The 18,966-nt window shown below is 34.9% G+C and carries 8 protein-coding genes, 1 tRNA gene and 1 pseudogene; 7 read left to right on the top strand and 3 right to left on the bottom strand.

Annotation, left to right across the window (positions count from 1 at the left end):
- Nucleotides 1–89 precede the first annotated feature (89 nt).
- The 5 genes from RIV7116_RS27380 (at nt 90) to RIV7116_RS27360 (ending at nt 11,893) form a co-directional block, all read left to right on the top strand.
- Nucleotides 90–161 (top strand) — tRNA-Asn (locus RIV7116_RS27380).
- 1,142 nt (nt 162–1,303) lie between these two features.
- A complete protein-coding gene (locus RIV7116_RS27375) occupies nt 1,304–3,019 on the top strand; it encodes an ELWxxDGT repeat protein (protein WP_015121580.1) in 1,716 nt (571 codons plus the stop codon).
- Nucleotides 3,020–3,135: 116 nt separating this feature from the next.
- Nucleotides 3,136–4,944, top strand: a complete 1,809-nt coding sequence (locus tag RIV7116_RS27370) for an ELWxxDGT repeat protein (RefSeq protein ID WP_015121579.1) — start codon at nt 3,136–3,138, stop codon at nt 4,942–4,944.
- A gap of 177 nt (nt 4,945–5,121) precedes the next feature.
- Nucleotides 5,122–7,677 carry a CHAT domain-containing protein gene (locus RIV7116_RS27365; protein ID WP_015121578.1) on the top strand — a complete coding sequence of 852 codons (2,556 nt, stop codon included), beginning with the start codon at nt 5,122–5,124 and terminating at the stop codon, nt 7,675–7,677.
- Between the two features lie 280 nt (nt 7,678–7,957).
- Complete coding sequence (locus tag RIV7116_RS27360) at nt 7,958–11,893, top strand: filamentous hemagglutinin N-terminal domain-containing protein (RefSeq protein ID WP_157229337.1); 3,936 nt, start codon at nt 7,958–7,960, stop codon at nt 11,891–11,893.
- Between the two features lie 13 nt (nt 11,894–11,906).
- On the opposite strand, the pseudogene RIV7116_RS27355 reads toward RIV7116_RS27360, so the two are convergent.
- The 3 genes and pseudogenes from RIV7116_RS27355 to RIV7116_RS27345 all read right to left on the bottom strand — a co-directional run.
- Nucleotides 11,907–12,347: pseudogene (locus tag RIV7116_RS27355) on the bottom strand (transposase); the annotation flags it as partial.
- 489 nt (nt 12,348–12,836) lie between these two features.
- Nucleotides 12,837–13,769 (bottom strand): DUF1822 family protein, encoded by a 933-nt coding sequence (locus tag RIV7116_RS27350; protein WP_015121575.1) that lies wholly within the window; start codon nt 13,767–13,769, stop codon nt 12,837–12,839.
- Entirely contained in the window at nt 13,762–14,460 is a 699-nt protein-coding gene (locus RIV7116_RS27345; RefSeq protein WP_015121574.1) for a hypothetical protein, read from the bottom strand. The genes RIV7116_RS27350 and RIV7116_RS27345 overlap by 8 nt, the downstream gene beginning before the upstream one ends.
- A 1,149-nt stretch (nt 14,461–15,609) precedes the next feature.
- On the opposite strand from RIV7116_RS27345, the gene RIV7116_RS27340 reads away from it, so the two are divergent.
- Entirely contained in the window at nt 15,610–17,283 is a 1,674-nt protein-coding gene (locus tag RIV7116_RS27340) for a 4Fe-4S binding protein (RefSeq protein WP_015121573.1), read from the top strand.
- A gap of 130 nt (nt 17,284–17,413) precedes the next feature.
- Nucleotides 17,414–18,844 carry an FHA domain-containing protein gene (locus tag RIV7116_RS27335; protein ID WP_015121572.1) on the top strand — a complete coding sequence of 477 codons (1,431 nt, stop codon included), beginning with the start codon at nt 17,414–17,416 and terminating at the stop codon, nt 18,842–18,844.
- Nucleotides 18,845–18,966 lie beyond the last annotated feature (122 nt).

Raw genomic sequence — 18,966 nt, 5'->3', positions numbered from 1 at the left:
ATTTAAAAAGTAAATTTTCAGAATTTTGAAAAAAGTTTTTTAAAGTACTTGCCAAATCCTATTTTTTGCCCTACTATGTTTAATTGTAGTCCTCAGTAGCTCAGTGGTAGAGCGGTCGGCTGTTAACCGATTGGTCGCAAGTTCGAATCTTGCCTGGGGAGTTTAAAGTATATGTGTAAATTAGCCTCTTGGTGTAACTTATTTGTAAATTTACGCTCTGTTTTGTTTTTATGAGTGTATGGTTTTCAAAGAAGGAATGAATGCCAAGGGGCTTTTTTCAAGTTATTAACAATTCAACCATCCCTGACTTCAAGTTGAGGACTTCCATGCTAAAAACTGATGAAATAACTTGGTTAATTAAAACTTAGGTAACAGTAACTTAACTACTCTTATCCCCTTAGAAGATTACCTATGCTAAGGAGAAGGTAAGTAAATTGCAGCATGGATACAGAGCCGCAAACTGCCTCTCTACGTGTTTATTTCCTATAGGAGACTAGGCGAATAAAATGATGCAGAGTAATCATGTATGACTTTAATTAGGGAATGAATCCTGTATGCTTTTATAGTTCGCATCTAAGACAGAAGTAAGCATTCGTAAGAATTATATTTTAGACGAAGACATTTATGTTTTTTTAGTTTTCGTATTTTAAGCCAAATATACGTTTTTTTTTAATATAATATATACGCATTTAAGACACAGCCTGGATGATTTTATGTATCGCTATGATAGCGCCATTTATTTTCTTGAATTGATTGACGTTTATGATTTGCGTTGCAAATAATAAGTTTTTTCTGCTGCAATAATAATTTTGAAATATAAAATCTTTGATTTTCAAACAAAGAAATAAATACATTTATTGTGAGGTAAAATTTTATTGTCTTGTACGAACTATTTTGAGAGATATAGCTATGCTTCAGAAAAAAGCTTGTAAAGCTTAGATTAAAGCTCTTGCTCATTAATGAGCATTATTTATAAAAGCTGAGTCAATACTTACAAGATTTTCTGGTAGAGGCATTAGTGGGTGACACTACAATCCTTGTTATTACCTTTAAGATAACTCAATGTGTCACATATCGTATAAAAACGTGTCAGTAACTTCAGCCCAATTATATTCACAGTAGTTACTATTAATCTTGCTTCAGCAATACTGAGGTATTTTGCAGATTAATCTCAATGGTAGCAACCAAACTGCATTAGAAAATTGTTCGTTGTATTTAATTAGCAATCAAGCAAAACTTGATCGACAGCTAATTTCAAATGCTGTTAACTTTTCACTAATTTTAATCACGGGAGTTCATAATTATGGATAACAATTTAACAGCTTCTTTAATTAAAGATATCAAGCCCGGTGCAGATTCTTCTAATCCTGGTTTTTTAGATGATGTTAATGGAAACCTGCTTTTTACAACTTTCGATACTAATTCTCTAAATACTCAACTTTGGAAAACAGACGGTAGCGAAGCGGGTACAGTTTTGGTACAGGATTCTGGGGGTAATTCATTTCCACCCATTGATGTTGTTAAGGTAAATGACCTGATATATTTTTTACAGGTTTCTGGATTTACAAATAAATCTTTAATTCGGACTGACGCTACAGCGGATGGTACTTTCTCAATAGTTAATGTCTCTCTAAGAGCGCCAGCAGACATCAGTAATTTAACTAGACTGAATGAGACTATTTTCTACACTAGTTTTGATAGTTCGGATTTGTTTCAATCAAAACTGTTCAAGATTGAGAACAATACCAATCAACCAGTTCAAGTTAAACAAGATATCAGTTCGGGAGGTGGGAATGTTGAAGATTTGATTGCTGTTAACAATACTTTGTTTTTCAGCGCAAATGCTAGCTCTATTCAAAATACTCCAGATAAAGAACTTTGGAAGAGTGACGGTACTGATGCAGGGACAGTTTTAGTTAAGAATATTAATCCCAACGATTCTTCAAATCCCGATCTTCTCGCTGATATTAACGGCACCCTGTTGTTTAGCGCTGAGGATGGTACCAATGGTAGAGAACTTTGGAAAAGTGACGGTACCGATAGTGGTACTGTTTTAATCAAAGATATAAATCCCGGTAACGACTCTTCTATTTCTCCTACTCCTTTTACTGCTCCTACGTCGAATTCGGGAAATAAATTTGCAGATGTTAACGGTACTTTTTATTTCGTCGCAGATGACGGAACTAATGGCAATGAATTGTGGAAGAGCGATGGTACTGAAGCGGGTACGGTTTTAGTTAAGGATATTGTTTCAGGAAACGAAGGTTCAAATCCCAATAATCTGATTAACGTTAACGGTACTTTGTTTTTTAGCGTTAATGATGGAAATAGTGGGGTTGAGTTATGGAAAAGTGACGGTAGTGAGTCGGGTACAACTTTAGTTAAAGATATTAACCCTGGCGAAAACTCTTCTAATCCAGCTAATCTGATAAGTCTTGATGGAATTTTGTATTTCACAGCAGACGACGGTAGCAATGGAGTTGAATTATGGAAGAGCGACGGTACTGAAGCTGGTACGGTTTTGGTTGATGATATCAATCCTGGAAATGCTTCTTCAAACCCCGGTGACTTTACAGAGTTTAGCGGTGAACTTTATTTCAATGCTGATGATGGTGTTAACGGTAGAGAGTTATGGGGTTTGACTGAAGGTGGAACAAAACCTAATCAAGATTTAATTTTGGGTGGAGATTCAGACGATGTTCTTGTAGGTAAGGAACAAGATAATATCATCGACGGTTTGAAAGGTGACGATACTTTGACTGGTGGAAGTGGTAGGGATAAGTTCGTTTTATCTTCTGAATTTGGTAACGATGTGATTACAGATTTTACTCTTGGCGAAGATGAGATTATCAATGTTACCGATAGAATTGTCTTGACTGTGGCTTCTATTGGTGATGCTGTGAATGTAGCTTTTAGTAATACTGGCGATATTTTGCAGCTTAATCTCAACGGTAACGAGCAAGCTGATTTAGAAAATTATTTGTTGAATATCAGCAGCAATCAAGATTTACCTTATTAGATTAAAAAATTATTTTGATGGGGATTGTAATTGATTACAGTTCCCATTCACTTTAAATAATTGCAACAGTGTTTGAGAACAAGCGATCGCATAATTATTGACAAGGAGTCACAATCATGGGTCAGAATTTAATACCCTCTTTAATTAAAGATATCAGACCTGGTTCTGCATCATCTAATCTTGGTAATTTTACTAGCTTTAATGGAAACTTGGCTTTTGGTGCAAATAATGGAGAAATTGGTACAGTTTTCCAGAGTGATGGAACAGCTACTGGGACTGTTCCAATTTCTGCTATAGATGTTTTATTTGAAGATTTTGAGACAGCCGGAGTAACCAGCTTAATTACGGGTGTTGGTAATAAGTTATTTTTTACAGGCGCACTCAGGGCAAATAGGTTTTTTGAATCATTTCTTGCGGCTACTGATGGTAGCGTAGATGGTACATCGCAAGTATTTGGGCTTGAGGGTAGCGGTAATGCAACTGGTTTACCTAATGATGTTACTTCTATTGTAGATTTTGAAGATTTTAATGGTAATTTAGCTTTTGTTGCTGAAACCTTAGTAATTAAGGATTTTGGTCGAAACATACAATTCAGAACCAACTTGGTAATAAGTGATGGAACTAGTGCTGGTACATCTGTAATTAAAACTTTTAACCCTGGAGAAACTGCCAACATAATCAGTGAAATTGTTAATGTTAATGGAACTCTATTTTTTGCTGCGGCTAAATCTAGTGATGTTTCTGAGTCTAGGGGTGTTGTTAACCAACTATGGAAGAGCGATGGAACCACTGCTGGTACAACTTTCATTAAAAAACTCGGTTTGTCAGATGCCGATAGCAATATTCCCATTGTCAAAAATCTCACTAATATTAATGGAACTTTATTTTTTAGTGGTGAAGCAACAAAAGAGACTATTAACCCTGAGAGTGAACTCTCAGTGCCTATCAGTACTGGTGCAGAGCTTTTCAAGAGTAACGGAACCGAGTCAGGTACAAATATAGTTAAAGACATAAACCCCGAAGCTGGCTCTAATCCCGATAAAATTACGGATGTCAACGGTATTGCTTTTTTCACTGCTGATGACGGAACTAACGGTACTGAATTATGGAAGAGTGACGGTACACAATCAGGAACTGTTTTAGTTAAAGATATTACTCCGGGAAGTCAAGGAAGTGAGTTTGATAATTTGACTAACGTTAATGGAAATTTGTTTTTTACTGTTAATGATTCAAACAACGGAGTTGAATTATGGAAGAGTGATGGAACTGAATCGGGTACAAGTTTAGTTAAAGATATTAACAGGGGTGGAAATTCTTCTAATCCCGATAATCTGACAGTTTTTCAGGATATTTTGTATTTCACAGCAGATGACGGTATTAATGGGGTTGAATTGTGGAAGAGTGACGGTACCGAATCGGGTACGGTTTTGGTTGGTGATATTAATCCTGGTGCTGCTTCTTCAAACCCCGAAGAGTTAACTGTAGTTGATGGAGAACTTTATTTCAGCGCTGATGATGGTGTTAACGGTAGGGAACTATGGGGTTTGACTGAAGGTGGATCGCAACCTAATCAAGATTTAATTTTGGGTGGAGATGCAGACGATGTACTTTTGGGTAAAGAACAAGATGATTTTATCGATGGTTTGAAGGGTGACGATACTTTAACTGGTGGAAGTGGTAAGGATATTTTTGTTCTATCTTCCGAATTTGGTAATGATTTGATTACTGATTTTGCTCTTGGTGAAGACGAGATTGTTAATGCTACGAGTCGTATTGTTTTTACAACTATGCCGGATGGTGATTCTTTAAAAGTTGCTTTTAGCAATACTGGTGATGTTTTACAGGTTAATCTCAACAGTAACGGGCAAAGTCAATTAGAAAATTATTTGTTGAATATCGGTAGCAATCAAGATTTACCTTATTAAGTTTTGTTTATCGGTGAATCAAAAGGGTTCATTTTAGAAAAATATTTTCTGTATTTGCGATAAAATTTCAGTTTGTACTAAGGGGCATTAGCCCTATTTTTTTGGCAATAAAGCTATTTCAGAAGATAAGCCGAATACAATCTTTCTTTTATCTTTCTAGAATCGCAAAATACAGTTATGAAGAAATTCAAAAGCATAGTTTTAATTTTACTAGTATCATTATCCTTTACTATACTATCTCCGATTCTAACAAGACCTGTGTTTTCCAACCCTCCTCAAATAGAACATTTAGTAGGCAGAGGTAAAAAACTTTACGAACTAGAAAGATTTCAAGAAGCTATAGATTTATTAAAGCAAGCAGCTTCGAGGTATCGGGTTAATGGAGACAAATTAAATCAAGCAATGGCTTTGAGTAATATATCTCTGGCTTATCAAAAATTAGGGAAATGGCAACAAGCTGATAAAAATATAAATCATTCATTGCAATTGTTACATAATTTCCCTAAAAATATAATTTACGCTCAATCATTAGATATTAAGGGAAAGTTGCAATTTGAAAAAGGAGAATTTCAAAATTCAATAGTAACTTGGGAAGAAGCTGCAAAAGTTTATTCTCATCTTGATTTACAACCAGCTTTAATTCAATCTCTTATTAATCAAGCTCAAGCAATGCAAGCTTTGGGGTTATTTATAAAAGCACAAAAAACTCTAGTTGCTGTTGGAGAAAAACTGGATAAACAACCAAATTCGATTTTAAAATCTGTCGGCTTGCGTAGCGTTGGAGATGTTTTGCGAGTTATTGGGAATGTAGATGAATCCAAAAAAGTTTTACTGCACAGTTTGGATGTAGCATCTTCTTTGAAAGCAAACCAAGAAAAGAGTGAAGCTTTAATTAGTTTGGGTAATACAGTTAGAATTCAAGAAACTATAAATTCTCAAACTTCAGCTATCAATTTTTATCAAAAAGCAGCAAATATTGCACCCTTAAACTCTTATCTACGTTTACAAGCTCAATTAAATATTTTAAATTTGCTTGTGCTGACGGACAATATAAATGCTGCTTCATATTTGATACCTCAAATAAGAACTGAAATTAAAAGCCTATCACCCAACCGCAAATCTGTTTTTATCTCTATCAATTTTGCAAAAGCATTAGGGAAAATTAAGCAAAAAGCTAATATTAAAACAGTCTCATGGTTAGATATTGCTCGAATATTATCAACAGCAGTTGAGCAAGCACAAACAATAGAAGATCGACGAGCCTTGGCATATGCTCTGGGAACTCTTGGACAACTTTACGAACAAACCGAACAATTAGATGAAGCGCAAAAACTGACTCAAAAAGCATTAAATACTGCTAATTCTATCAGAGCCGACGATATTAGCTACCAGTTTCAATGGCAAATGGGAAGATTGTACCGGCGACAGGGAGATATCAAAAAAGCAATGCGATTTTATGATGCAGCATGGAAAATTCTCAAATCTTTGCGTAGCGATTTGGTTGCTGTCGATTCCAACGTGCAATTTTCATTCCGCGAAAGTATAGAACCAGTTTACAGACAATATGCCGATTTACTTTTAAAAACTCCTAGAAATAAGCAACCAAGTAAGCAAAAGTTGATTAAGGCTCGCGAGGTAATTGAATCTCTTCAGCTAGCACAAATAGATAATTTCTTTAATTCTGCTTGCTTTAATACGAAAGTCATCCTTGACGATATAGTTGATAAACAGAATTTAAAAACAGCTATAGTTTATCCGATTATTTTACCCGATAGATTAGAAGTAATTCTAAAATTACCTTACTCATCACTTATCAGTTACTCTAATTTTATATCTAAAAACGAAGTAGAAGAAACGATTGCAAAATTGCGAACTGATATCGAAGAACGCAAAATTGGTGGCGATAATCAAGCCCAGTTTCAAAAATTATATAATTGGCTGCTTCAACCGGGCGAAAAATATTTGGAAAATAGCAATATAGAAAGTTTAGTATTTGTACTTGATGGTTCTTTACGTAATATTCCTCCTGCGGCTCTTTATGATGGAAGCAAGTATTTGATAGAAAAATATACTGTGGCTGTAAGCCCTGGTTTACAACAATACGAATTAAAAGCACTGCAAAAAACAAGATTCAATATTTTAACAGCTGGTTTAAGCGAAGAACGTGTTAATTTTCCTAAACTTGATTATGTTGAGCAAGAATTGCAGCAGATTAAATCCCACGTATCCGATGCTAAAATACTTCTAAATGAAAAATTTACAAGCGATGCTGTAAAAAAACAGGTAAATAAGAAATCTTATCCTATAGTCCACTTAGCAACTCACGGGCAATTTAGTTCTAATTCCGACGAAACATTCTTGCTAGCATACGATGGGCGAATTAAAGTTAAAGAACTTAGTCGATGGCTTCATAATAGAAGACAAAATATTCCCGAACCTATAGAATTGCTGGTTTTAAGTGCTTGCGAAACAGCTACTGGAGATAATGAAGCTGCATTAGGGCTTGCAGGTGTTGCTATTCAAGCAGGTGCTAGAAGTACGATTGCATCTTTATGGGCTTTAAATGATGCTTCTACTGCTGAATTAATGAATCAGTTTTATCAACAGTTAACCAAGCATAATATTACTAAAGCAGAAGCCTTACGTCATGCTCAATTGAGTTTACTAAAGCATAAAGAATATAACACCCCTTACTTTTGGGCTCCTTATGTTTTAATCGGTAATTGGCTTTAGAAGTTGTTCTTTAAGAAATATTTAACACGAGTTTTTTGATAACTTCTAGTTTCGATGTCACATTAGTATTAATTTAAGAAGCTATATACATTTATCTTTTACGGGAGTATTCCAATTTTTTTTAACAGCTATACCCTTGCAGGATGTCAGTTAAAATAATTGTTAAAAATTCCAATCCTTATACTTTACTCGCTTAGGATGCAAGAATAATATGTTAAGAATAATTAAGAATCAAAGCTGCAATAGATTCAGTTTAAGTTTAAGTTTACTAAGTGTAGGTATGCTTTTCACTCCACACCAAGAAGCAGCTTTTGCCCAAGTTAGTTCTGATGCAACTTTACCAAATAATTCTCAGATTAATCAACAAGGGAGTATTTACAATATTACTGGTGGTACGGAAGCTGGGAATAATCTTTTTCACAGTTTTGAGAAATTTTCTATACCTAATGGTAGTGAAGCATATTTCAAGAATAATATTAATATACAAAATATTTTTGGTCGGGTAACGGGGAAGTCAATTTCTGAAATAAATGGCTTGATTCGTGCTAACGGTACGGCTAATTTATTTTTGATGAATCCTAACGGTATTGTATTTGGTGAAAATGCCCAACTCAATATTGGTGGTTCGTTTACCGGAACTACGGCTGAGGCTTTTAAGTTTAGTGATGGTAGGGAATTCAGTGCGATAAATCTTGAGGATAAACCGCTATTAAATGTTAATGTCCCTTTAGGTTTGCAGTATGGAAAAAATCAAAATGCCACTATTACCAACTCAGGTAATTTAACTGTTAATAATGGAAAAAATATCACTCTTATCGGTAATAGTTTTGAAAATAAAGGTAATTTAGCAGCTAACAACGGACAAATATCAATAGCTGCGATCGCCAATCAAGGTTTTGCTAATTTGGGAGTATCTGGAGAATTATTGAATCTAGTATCTCAACCGATAGATACGATTGATGAGAATACAAGCAATATCGGCACTGTTATTAATCGAGGTAGTATAAATACATCCAACTTGCAATCGGGTAATGGTGGAAAAATAATTGTATTGGGAGAAAAAATAGGTTTATTAGAAAACTCATTGTTTAATACTTCCGGAAATGCAGGTGGTGGTGAAGTGATAATCGGAAATAGCAATACTACTGCAACTTATATCGATCAAAACGCATTTCTTAAAGCTGATGCTTTAGATATAGGAAATGGCGGTAATATTGCCGTATTTGCAACAGAATCAACTCGTGCTTATGGAAGATTTAGTGCTAGAGGTGGTTTAAATCATGGTAATGGTGGTTTTGTTAGTACGACTGGAATAAATTTTTTAGATGTCAAAGATATAACTGTCGATACTAGTTCTAATAACGGTTTAAGTGGTAATTGGTTGCTCAGTACTGGTAATACATTTCTTGGCTCCGGAGAGAGTTTTAATCCCAGTTCTAGTGATAATTTTGCGATTTTTCAACCTGCAAACAGTAGCAGTGTATTAGATATTTCTACTATTAATAAACATTTGGGAACCGGAAACAATATAACTATCGCGGCGACTAAGACTGGGAATCAGCAAGGAAATATTCAGGCTGACGAAATTAACATTAAAACACAGAATAATAATCCAGTTTTGTTAACTCTGCAAGCGGACAATGATATTGTCCTATCAAGAGGTAATATTCAATCTGGCAATCACCACTTAGGAATAGTATTACAAGCTGATAGCGATAAAAACAGTAAGGGTGATATTATTCTAGGTCAGGGTTCCGATCCAAGCTTTGAGATTGACACAAAAGGAGGAAAATTTAGAGCATCGGCAGCTTCTATTCTCTTAGATGGTGCTGAGATTACGAGTAAAAATACGAATCTAAATAACTCAAGAGAAATGGCGATCGCCACACCAGGTAAAGCAGGTTTGAGAAACAGTGGCACGATTAAACAAAAAGCTGATGCCGGTAGTTCTAGCGATATTAATATCATTGCTAATGGCTCTATTGTATTACGGAGCAGTGGTATTGTTAAACAAAGTAGTAATGCGAGTAATGCTGGTGATATTAATATCAAAGCTGATTCGTTTTTGATTAATCGAGGTGGAATCGATAATAAAACTACTCGCAATAGCAATGGCAATGCTGGAAATATAAATGTTAACGTTAATTCTTTTATATTAAAACTAGGAGGAATGACTAATGAGACTAAAGGTAATGGTAACAGCGGATTAATAAATATTAAAGTCGATAAATTCGATTTAGATACTGGTGTAATTCAAAATATAACAACGGGTAATGGCAATGCAAATGATATTATAGTTAATGCTAATTCAGTTGCACTAAAAAATGGTATCCTACTTACGAGTAACCAAATGACAGGCGATACTGGAAATATCGTTATAAATGCAACAAAAGATATTTCTATTATCGATGGTGCCCTTTTAGGGCAAACTAATGGTATTGGTGATGGTGGTAATATTAATATCAAAGCTGATTCTCTGTCTCTTCAAGGAGCAATTAATAACAATACTACTAGTAATGGAAATGCTGGTAATATCAATCTTCAACTTAATGATTTATTTATCAAAGGTGGAAGAATAAGTAGTGAAACTAAAGGTAATGGTCACAGTGGATTCGTAAAAGTTGAAGCAGATGCATTGGATTTCAATGGTGGTGATATCCAAAGCGTTACAACAGGTGATGGTAATGCTAATGATGTGACGATAAATACTGGCACCGCTTCCTTCAAAAATAGTGGTTTATCTACAACAACTAAAGGAAATGGTGATGCTGGAAATATTTTTATTAATGCAGATGATCAAATATTTTTAGGAAAAGATAGTTTTTTAAACAGTGGCTCTAGTGCATCGGGTAATAGTGGTGAAATAACTGTCAATTCTGGTTCGCTGATTTTAAATGATGCCAGAATTGGTTCTAATACTGATAATGAAAATGAATTACATTCTATAGCTAACGCTGGTAACATTGACATCAGTGCCGATTCAATTTTATTACAAAATGATAGCACCATAGCTAGCATCACTTTCAGTCAAAGAAATGCAGGCGAAATCAGGCTTCAAGCCGATAAAATAACTTTGAGAAATAGTAGCAATATTGTTACCAAGACAGCAGAATATTCTACTGGTGATGCAGGAAAAATCATAGTTGAAACTGGTTCTATTTTATTTGAGAACGAACTTCAATTTATTAATGATAACCCAAATAAAATTAATAGCTTAAGCAGCAACACTGAAGGTAAAGGTAATGCTGGAACTATAAAGATTACAGCAGACAAAATAATTTTGCGAAATAAAGGCGGAATTGGTATTGATACCGAAAGTGAAGGCGATGCTGGTAAACTAATCCTAAAAACATCTTTACTGCAACTAGAAAACTCACGTATAGAAGATAATGCAGGCATAGATAGTAGTTCTACAGGTTCTGGTAAGGCTGGGGAACTAAATATCACCGTCGATAAACTTGTATTAGACAATAGCGATATCAAAGCTCAAACTCAGTCTGGGCAAGGTGGAAATATCAATCTAAATTTGACAGAGCTTTTGTTGTTACGCAGTAATAGCAGAATTTCGACTGAAGCTGGGAGCTTGGGTGGCGGAAGCGGTGGCAATATTACTATAGATGCTCCTGACGGTTTTATAGTCGCTGTTCCAAATGAAAATAGCGACATTACTGCTAATGCTTTTGACGGCAAAGGTGGCAATATTAAAATTACTGCTGCTGGTATATTTGGAATTAAGTTTCGTGAAGAACTAACTCCAGAAACCAGCGATATTAACGCGAGTTCCGAGTTGGGTATAGATGGTAATGTTGAAATTAATACTCCCGATTTAACTTCTGACAATGAATTAGCTGAGTTGCCATCTATACCTATTAGCTCGGAATTAGCTCAGGGTTGCTATAGTCCCGGTTATGCTCAAAACCAATTTTTTATAGTTGGACGTGGTGGTTTACCCCCCAAGCCTGAAGATATCTTTACACCTTCGGCAGTACGAGTTGAATGGGTAAATCCCCAATCAAATAACAAAAACAGTTTGCCAAATAGAAATATTGACGTTGAAAGCACTACAAAAAAACCAAAACGCATTGTAGAAGCTACAGGCTGGATATTAAATGAAAAAGGCGAGATTATATTTACAGCCGATGCACCTGTTATTGCTACACGAGACAATTCCATGCAATCGAATAACTGCGAATTAGTAAGAGAAATAGACAAATAAATCAGCTAATTTTCTTTTTTTTCGTAGAAAGCCCCATTGACTTAAGCAAGCGGGTAACGTGATAGTTACTAACACTTATTGCTAGCTCTTTTTCTAGATGTTTATTTAACCATTGTGCAGTCCAACGCTCGAATGCATAGCCATAATCTCGCGGACTAGTTGTTACAAGTTCTTTCAAACGTTGGATGTACTGTTCGTTAACAATTTTAGGTCTTCCTACAGGGGAATCATTCCACTTATAGAATTGACCTGCTTTTGCTATAGAAATCCAGTATCTTGCAGCTTCTTGAGAACAACCTATTTTTTTACATATTTGTGTCTGAGATTCACCCTCATCTGCTAGTAAGATAATGTGGATTCGACGACGGAATTCAGGACGTAAATTATTTTCGAGGCTTTTTTGCAATAACTGACGCTGGTAAGGTGTTAAGTACAAACTTTGAGCGACTTTCATTGTTCTTCCCTGGAATACTTTTGTCTCACATCTAGTTTGATTGGAATTTTGTGTGTAATAAAGATGAGAAATGTTGAAGTTTAGACATACAGCATATTTCATCTTTATCAATTAGATTCGGATAGGTCGGATGCCCGTAATAGCTTGCGATAAAAAGCTATATATATTGACATCTCGAGTGTCAAGCAAATCCGAATTCCATTATGTTTACCAGATGTTGTTAATTAGTTACTGCGTCGCTCAAACAGCTTTTTCGCTAGCTAAAGCTAAAAAAACCTCTTTCTTCATCAAAACTTTATATTTTTACAATTCATTAAATATTATTTATAAAATAAATTAATGACAATAATAAGAAACTAGACAAACGTAGTTGACGGAAATATGTAATTTCAACTTTTATGAAACTACTGACAGCAATAGAATATAGTTTTGAAAAATAAAATTAGGCGTTGGAGAACTGTATTCCCCAGTAGGCTGCGGTAATCAAATCTAAATAATTAAATGCTCGCTGAAACTATTTTTCCCTAAAGCTATTTGTAAAGTGAACCGCTCTCCTGGCTCGCCGCTTAAATCTAACTGAATATGCTGATTGGATTGCTCGGTTTTAGTATCTAATATTGCTTGTTGGTATTCATCAAGCAGCATTATTTGCAGGTTTGCGGGTAAATAGTTTTGATTCAAGTGTGGCTTGAGTTCTATAAGAATATTAATATTTGATTTTGATTCTGGGGTGACAGTGATAATTAAAGCAACTAACTCTTCTTGATTGCCTAATTTTATCAGTTTGCAGCGCTGACAACGATTAACTTTCGATTTGCCTCTAAAGACGATAGCAGGCTGATTCATCTGCGAGCTTAAAACGGTTTCAACTGCCTCCCAACCGTTCTCAAATATGTTTTGAAACCATTTACTCAAATTGACTAATGGCTTGAGTTTATACAGGTATGAAGGTAAATATTCAATTGAACGTAAATTATGCAGGGATAAGTATTGTGTTGCTAATTCATCAGATGTAAATCCTTTTAATATTGCTGCGTTTTGTTCCTCATCAATTTCTACTATCACAAAGCCAATTCTTTCCAAACCAATTGATGAAGGAATGTGGCATTTTGAGGCACCTTTTTTTACGGGACGGCATTCTAAACTTCCTTTACCAGTTACCCATAAATCTGCTACGTCTTCAATTAAACGTATCGAAGAATTCCAACTATCTCCTGAGGTGATATCAGTAGAAATACCAATGATACGCAAATAGTTGTTCACAGCACATATAGCAATAGTATTAAGATAAACTTGTTGTGCCTTCTCCGATTTTGGATTTGCCTGCTCGTTAGCAAACTGCCGCGCTATATGTAAAATTTCTGATGTTAACGGTATCGGAATTGACCAATCCTCGTCCGAAAATTGGTTGTTTTTATTCATGGTCTTTGTTTTGAGGTAGTTCAGCGCTATTGGAAGCAATAGCTGATTTATCTATGTAACCTTGAGATAAACCAAATTCCCGGAGTAGAGGTAAACATTTACGGTTGTAAAATTTGGGTAAATCTTGAGTCTCTTTTGGATTTAGGTTAAATTCTGCGGCTATAGTCTGCCAAGAAGGTGTATCTGGAGGAAGCCGCCTCAAAATTAAAGCTTGAGCGTTAATTTCGGGACGTTTGCGGAAGCAAATATTGCGTAATCGTTTGTCTGGATCTTGCTGTACCCATAAGATAGTTTTGCGCCAAATTTCCATTGCTGGCTGGATATCTGGCGAAGCAACATTATCTATAGGGTTGTTCGTCACTCCCTCTTCTGTTGGTTTAGCTATTAAAAATCGTTTTAGCTGTCTATTTTTTCCATCCCTCATTCTTCTCAATCGCTTTTTAAGTTCATCATCAAGCCAAACAATTACAGTGCTAATATCGGGATTGTATTTTTCTGGATGCTGACAGCAATACTCCCACATTTCTTGGAGAGCATCATTATAGTACGATGTATGCTCTTTCCAAAGCTTGCCAGATTTCATTACTAATAGGTATACCTTAGCCAAGACTTGCTGACGCTCCAAACTTTGGGGTGAATATTTACAGGCTGTAGCTATAAGCTGACGGAGTTTTAAATCTAGCTGTTTCATAAATTGATATACGAAAATGTTTTACATTACTCTTAAGCTTATTAAGAGTTTGTAATGACACTTGATAAAATTACACTTTCGTATAGTATTATTCCGCGCTAGCTAAAGGAATGACATCTATAATGGACTCTTTGTTATCCTCACTATATGCTTGCTTCAGTTAGTTACTACGATTAACAAAGAAGTTTTTCGCAGATTATGATGAATCATTTTTTTCAATTTAGATTTTCGATGCAAAATTATTCTTAGCGATGGAAACAGGTTAGAAGTAAGCTATGTTAGCTTTCCATAAGTGCTTTGCAATAGATAACTGCTATTTTACTTAAGGAATTATTGTAGTAATAAATTCCTAGAGAAGTTGTGTAATTCTCGGCTGGCAATGGAATTACTTTGAAAGTATTATCGGTAACACTATTAACTCAAGTCTACTGAAGTAGCCTCCAGCTTCTAGTCTGTGAATAATTTAGCAGAGCCTTTTACAGAATTGGTATAACTTAGTTCGCATCTTGTAGATTTCTGTAACTAGAGACAGTCAGAACCTCTTAATAATTTTTCTGAGCTTAAGACTGAGAAGTAGAGTATTACTAAGCTCATATAGTGTATAAAAACTGGATTCATTGAATCTTAACGTTGATTTAATAAATAATCTGTAACTATCGTATTCGTGAGTTAAATTTAAAGTTAATTTTCATATCTGTATTTTTATTTGCGAAATTTATGCTTTGGTGCCGTAGTAAATACTTAGTACAACCTGTATCTCATTGAAGATTTGAGTTTATTGATAAATATAATTCGATATGGGTTTTACGTTACGGCAGCATAATTTCACCAAAATTTATTAGTCAGATCGTCAGGAAAAAGCATTTTCTCTCATGTTTTTTGAGTCTGGAGTGTATTCAGGTGAGTTTGAGCAAACAAATCACAAAATTGCATATGCTCTGAAAGCTAGGAATATTAAAAATAAGGACAAATCTACTGCTTAATTACAAGCATAACTAAATAATTTATCTTGAATTACAGCCAAGGTGATTTATTAAATTTAAAAGTGCCAAAAAAAACTGAATATCGCTAAATATGCACTACAAAACAACAGAATTGAATATTTAGCATTTTTTTAACGAAAACAGAAAACATAAGGAGGTTTTATCAATGTTAACTAAAGTTTCAGAACGAAAAATCCACGTCATTCGATGGATAATTGTTATTGGGTGGTTGCTACTCATTTTATCTTTGTTCTATGACCCGATCACAGAGAATTGGACAAACCCCAATAACTTTTTTTCACCTTTGCGCGATTCTCTTCCATGCGTCTTAGTTCAAGGACAATGTTTGCCCGAAAAGCCTTATCCGATAGGAGCCAGAGTTTTCTGGGGGATGGTTATTCCCAGCGCGATCGCGATTTTATTAGTTTTCGGGCACGAAACTTGGCGACGTATTTGCCCACTATACTTTTTATCCCAAATTCCTCGTGCTTTAGGATTAAAGCCATTATTAAATATCGAAAAAAATCGCTGGTTAGTTAAAAACCACTTTTACTTACAATTCACTTTGCTATTTATTGGTTTAAATTCGCGGATTTTATTTATAAATTCTGCCAGGTTAGTTCTGGGTATCTTTTTACTCTCAGTTATATTATCAGCAATAACTATGGTTTTTCTTTATGGTGGGCGTAGTTGGTGCCATTATGTCTGTCCATTCGGAATTGTACAGATTGTTTTTACAGGACCAAAAGGTTTATTGGGAAGTAATGCTTCATCCGCAGTCCCCGGTAGTATCACGCAATCTATGTGTAGAACTGTAGATCAAAAAACTGGACAAGAGATAAGTGCTTGTATTGGTTGTAAATCTGCTTGTTTTGACATCGATGCAGAAAAAGCTTATTGGGAAGACTTGCGAACACCAGGAAGGAAATTGGTTCAATACGGCTATCTAGGATTAGTGATTAGCTATTTCGTCTATTACCGTTTATATGCTGGAAATTTCGACTATTACTTTTCTGGTGCTTGGACTCATGAGGAAAATCAGTTAGCAACTCTTTGGAAACCCGGATTTTATCTTTTTGAGCAGGCAATTAATATACCAAAGATTGTTGCGGTTCCTTTAACTTTTCTGGTAGGTGTCACTATCACTTATTGGATTTGCCGAAAACTAGAAAAACTTTTTACTACTTATTTTAAAAAGAAGCAGCCCCAAATAAGTTATCAACAGGTTTTACACCGGTTTTTTTCGCTGTGTACTTTTTTAGCTTTTAACTGCTTTTTTATATATGGAGGTCGTCCAGAAATAATTCGATTACCTATGATTGGACAATTATTGTTCAATGCTGTTGTAGTGTTTGTCAGTGCTTTTTGGTTAGTTAGCGCTTGGAATCACAGTCAAGAAAAGTACAATAAAGATAGTTTAGCCCATAGTTTTCGTCGCCAAATCGAGAAGTTTCCAGTGGATGTATCTTCATTAATTAATCAACGTTCGTTAAATGATTTGACATCTGATGAGTTATTTTTACTTGCATCTGCGCTCCCAAAATTTAGAGATACAGAACGATGGCAAATTTATAAGCATATACTTGAAGATGGTTTAGTTAAGAATAATTTTACTTCGGAAAATAGCTTTCAGTATTTAAGCGAAATACGATTCCATTTAGATTTAAATCAAGAAGCTCATTATTCAATATTATCGCAAATTGCCGAAGAAAATCCTGAGTTATTATATAAAACTCAATATAAAATAAAATCGTCTCACACTAATAAATTATCTTCTGAAAACAGCGACAAATCTTCAGAAGCAGACGAACCAACAGTCATCAGACGTAAGCGATATTAGTATAGTTTGTAGTTAGATTAAATCAAGATAAATTAATATTTATCCAAATAATTGTAATTCCTATTTTATGAATATTCACAAAATCAACATCGATAAACTATTGATGTAAAAAATATTATGGTTAAAGATTATGAAGATTAAAGCATTCAATTATATTACTGGTTATTTTCAAGAACAGTTGATTGAAATTACAGAAGAAAATCCATCGAAATGTCTAATTGGAAGACACCCAAACTGCGATTTTGTTCTTAATAGTCCTGAAGTAAGTCGGATACATGCCATCATCTTGTACCAAGACAAAAAATATTATTATATTGACCTTGCAAGTACGGATGGTTCCAAGATTAATAATCTAGAGGCAACCGTTAACGAAAGTGTTTTACTGAAATTGGGTGACATTATTCGGATTGGCGATTTTATTGTTTTGTTTGAATTTGAAGAATCAATTTTACATTCCGAAGGCGAGCCTTTATCTGATGCCAACACATTAATTTTTCCAAACATAAATCAGCAGAAACAACAAACAGAATTTACAGTACGGTGTTGTGACATAATTGAAGAAACTGATGACGTTAAAACCTTCCGTTTAGTCGCCGAGCCGCCTATCTTATTTAACGATGCATCCTTTAATTACAAACCCGGACAGTTTGTAATGTTGGATTTAGAAATTGGAGGCAAACAAGTTAAACGTGCTTACTCTATCTCTTCTAGCCCTTCACGACCCTACAATTTAGAAATAACAGTTAAGCGCGTTTCTGCGCCGCAAAATCAACCATACTTATCTCCAGGATTAGTTTCTAATTGCTTACACGATTACTTTAAAGTTGGAGATAAACTCAAAATAAGTCCCCCTATGGGTGATTTTAACTATTTTGAAAATTCCCATAAGAAACTTGTATTTATTAGTGCTGGTAGCGGAATTACACCTTTGATGTCGATGTCTCGTTGGATTTGCGATACCAATGCAAATATTTCAGTGATTTTTATCTATAGCGCTCGCACTCAAGAAGATATTATTTTTCGAGAAGAGTTGGAGTTGATGGCTGCGAAATATTCTAATTTTCAATTAGCGATTAATCTAACTGGCAAAGAATTTGATTTAAATTGGACTGGTTACAAAGGCAGATTAAATGAGACAATGCTATTAGAAATGGCTCCCGATTTAGTAGAACGTATTGCTTATGTTTGCGGCTCTGAAAGTTTTCTTGAGAGTGTTGAAACTATTTTAGGAAAAATTCAGTTCCCCATGCATAATTACTATCAAGAGAGTTTTGGTTTATCCACGGGTGTAAAAACAGCTTTAATACCTACTTCCCAAGCAGTTGTAGTTTTTAAAAAATCCGAACAGGAGGTAATTTGTTCGAGTAATGAAACTATTTTAGAAGCCGCTCAAAGAGAAGCAATTAGCCTTCCTTATGGCTGTCAAATGGGTGTTTGCGGACAATGTAAACTACGCAAAGTCTCTGGAAAGGTTACTTATGATAAGGACTTTGGATGCGATGATGATTATGTCCTTACCTGTGTGGCTAAAGTTGCTGAGAATGTGGTAATTGAAGGGTAAAGATTACAAGGTAAGCTGTTGTGCATTTTTAATGCACAACAACTGTAGCTATTAATCAATGCCAAATGAACATATAAATTAAATGCATAGCAGCTTATGACCGAAAAAAAATTGGAATTTGC

The sequence above is a fragment of the Rivularia sp. PCC 7116 genome (genome assembly GCF_000316665.1).
Taxonomy (GTDB): domain Bacteria; phylum Cyanobacteriota; class Cyanobacteriia; order Cyanobacteriales; family Nostocaceae; genus Rivularia.
Note: the sequence above shows the minus strand (reverse complement) of the source record. Positions and strands in the feature narration are given on the sequence as shown.

Bases quoted from the DNA above. Each gene is read 5' to 3' on its own strand.
- RIV7116_RS27375 (WP_015121580.1), top strand. From the start codon at position 1,304: ATGGATAACAATTTAACAGCTTCTTTAATTAAAGATATCAAGCCCGGT.
- RIV7116_RS27370 (WP_015121579.1), top strand. From the start codon at position 3,136: ATGGGTCAGAATTTAATACCCTCTTTAATTAAAGATATCAGACCTGGT.
- RIV7116_RS27365 (WP_015121578.1), top strand. From the start codon at position 5,122: ATGAAGAAATTCAAAAGCATAGTTTTAATTTTACTAGTATCATTATCC.
- RIV7116_RS27360 (WP_157229337.1), top strand. From the start codon at position 7,958: ATGCTTTTCACTCCACACCAAGAAGCAGCTTTTGCCCAAGTTAGTTCT.
- RIV7116_RS27350 (WP_015121575.1), bottom strand. From the start codon at position 13,769: ATGAATAAAAACAACCAATTTTCGGACGAGGATTGGTCAATTCCGATA.
- RIV7116_RS27345 (WP_015121574.1), bottom strand. From the start codon at position 14,460: ATGAAACAGCTAGATTTAAAACTCCGTCAGCTTATAGCTACAGCCTGT.
- RIV7116_RS27340 (WP_015121573.1), top strand. From the start codon at position 15,610: ATGTTAACTAAAGTTTCAGAACGAAAAATCCACGTCATTCGATGGATA.
- RIV7116_RS27335 (WP_015121572.1), top strand. From the start codon at position 17,414: ATGAAGATTAAAGCATTCAATTATATTACTGGTTATTTTCAAGAACAG.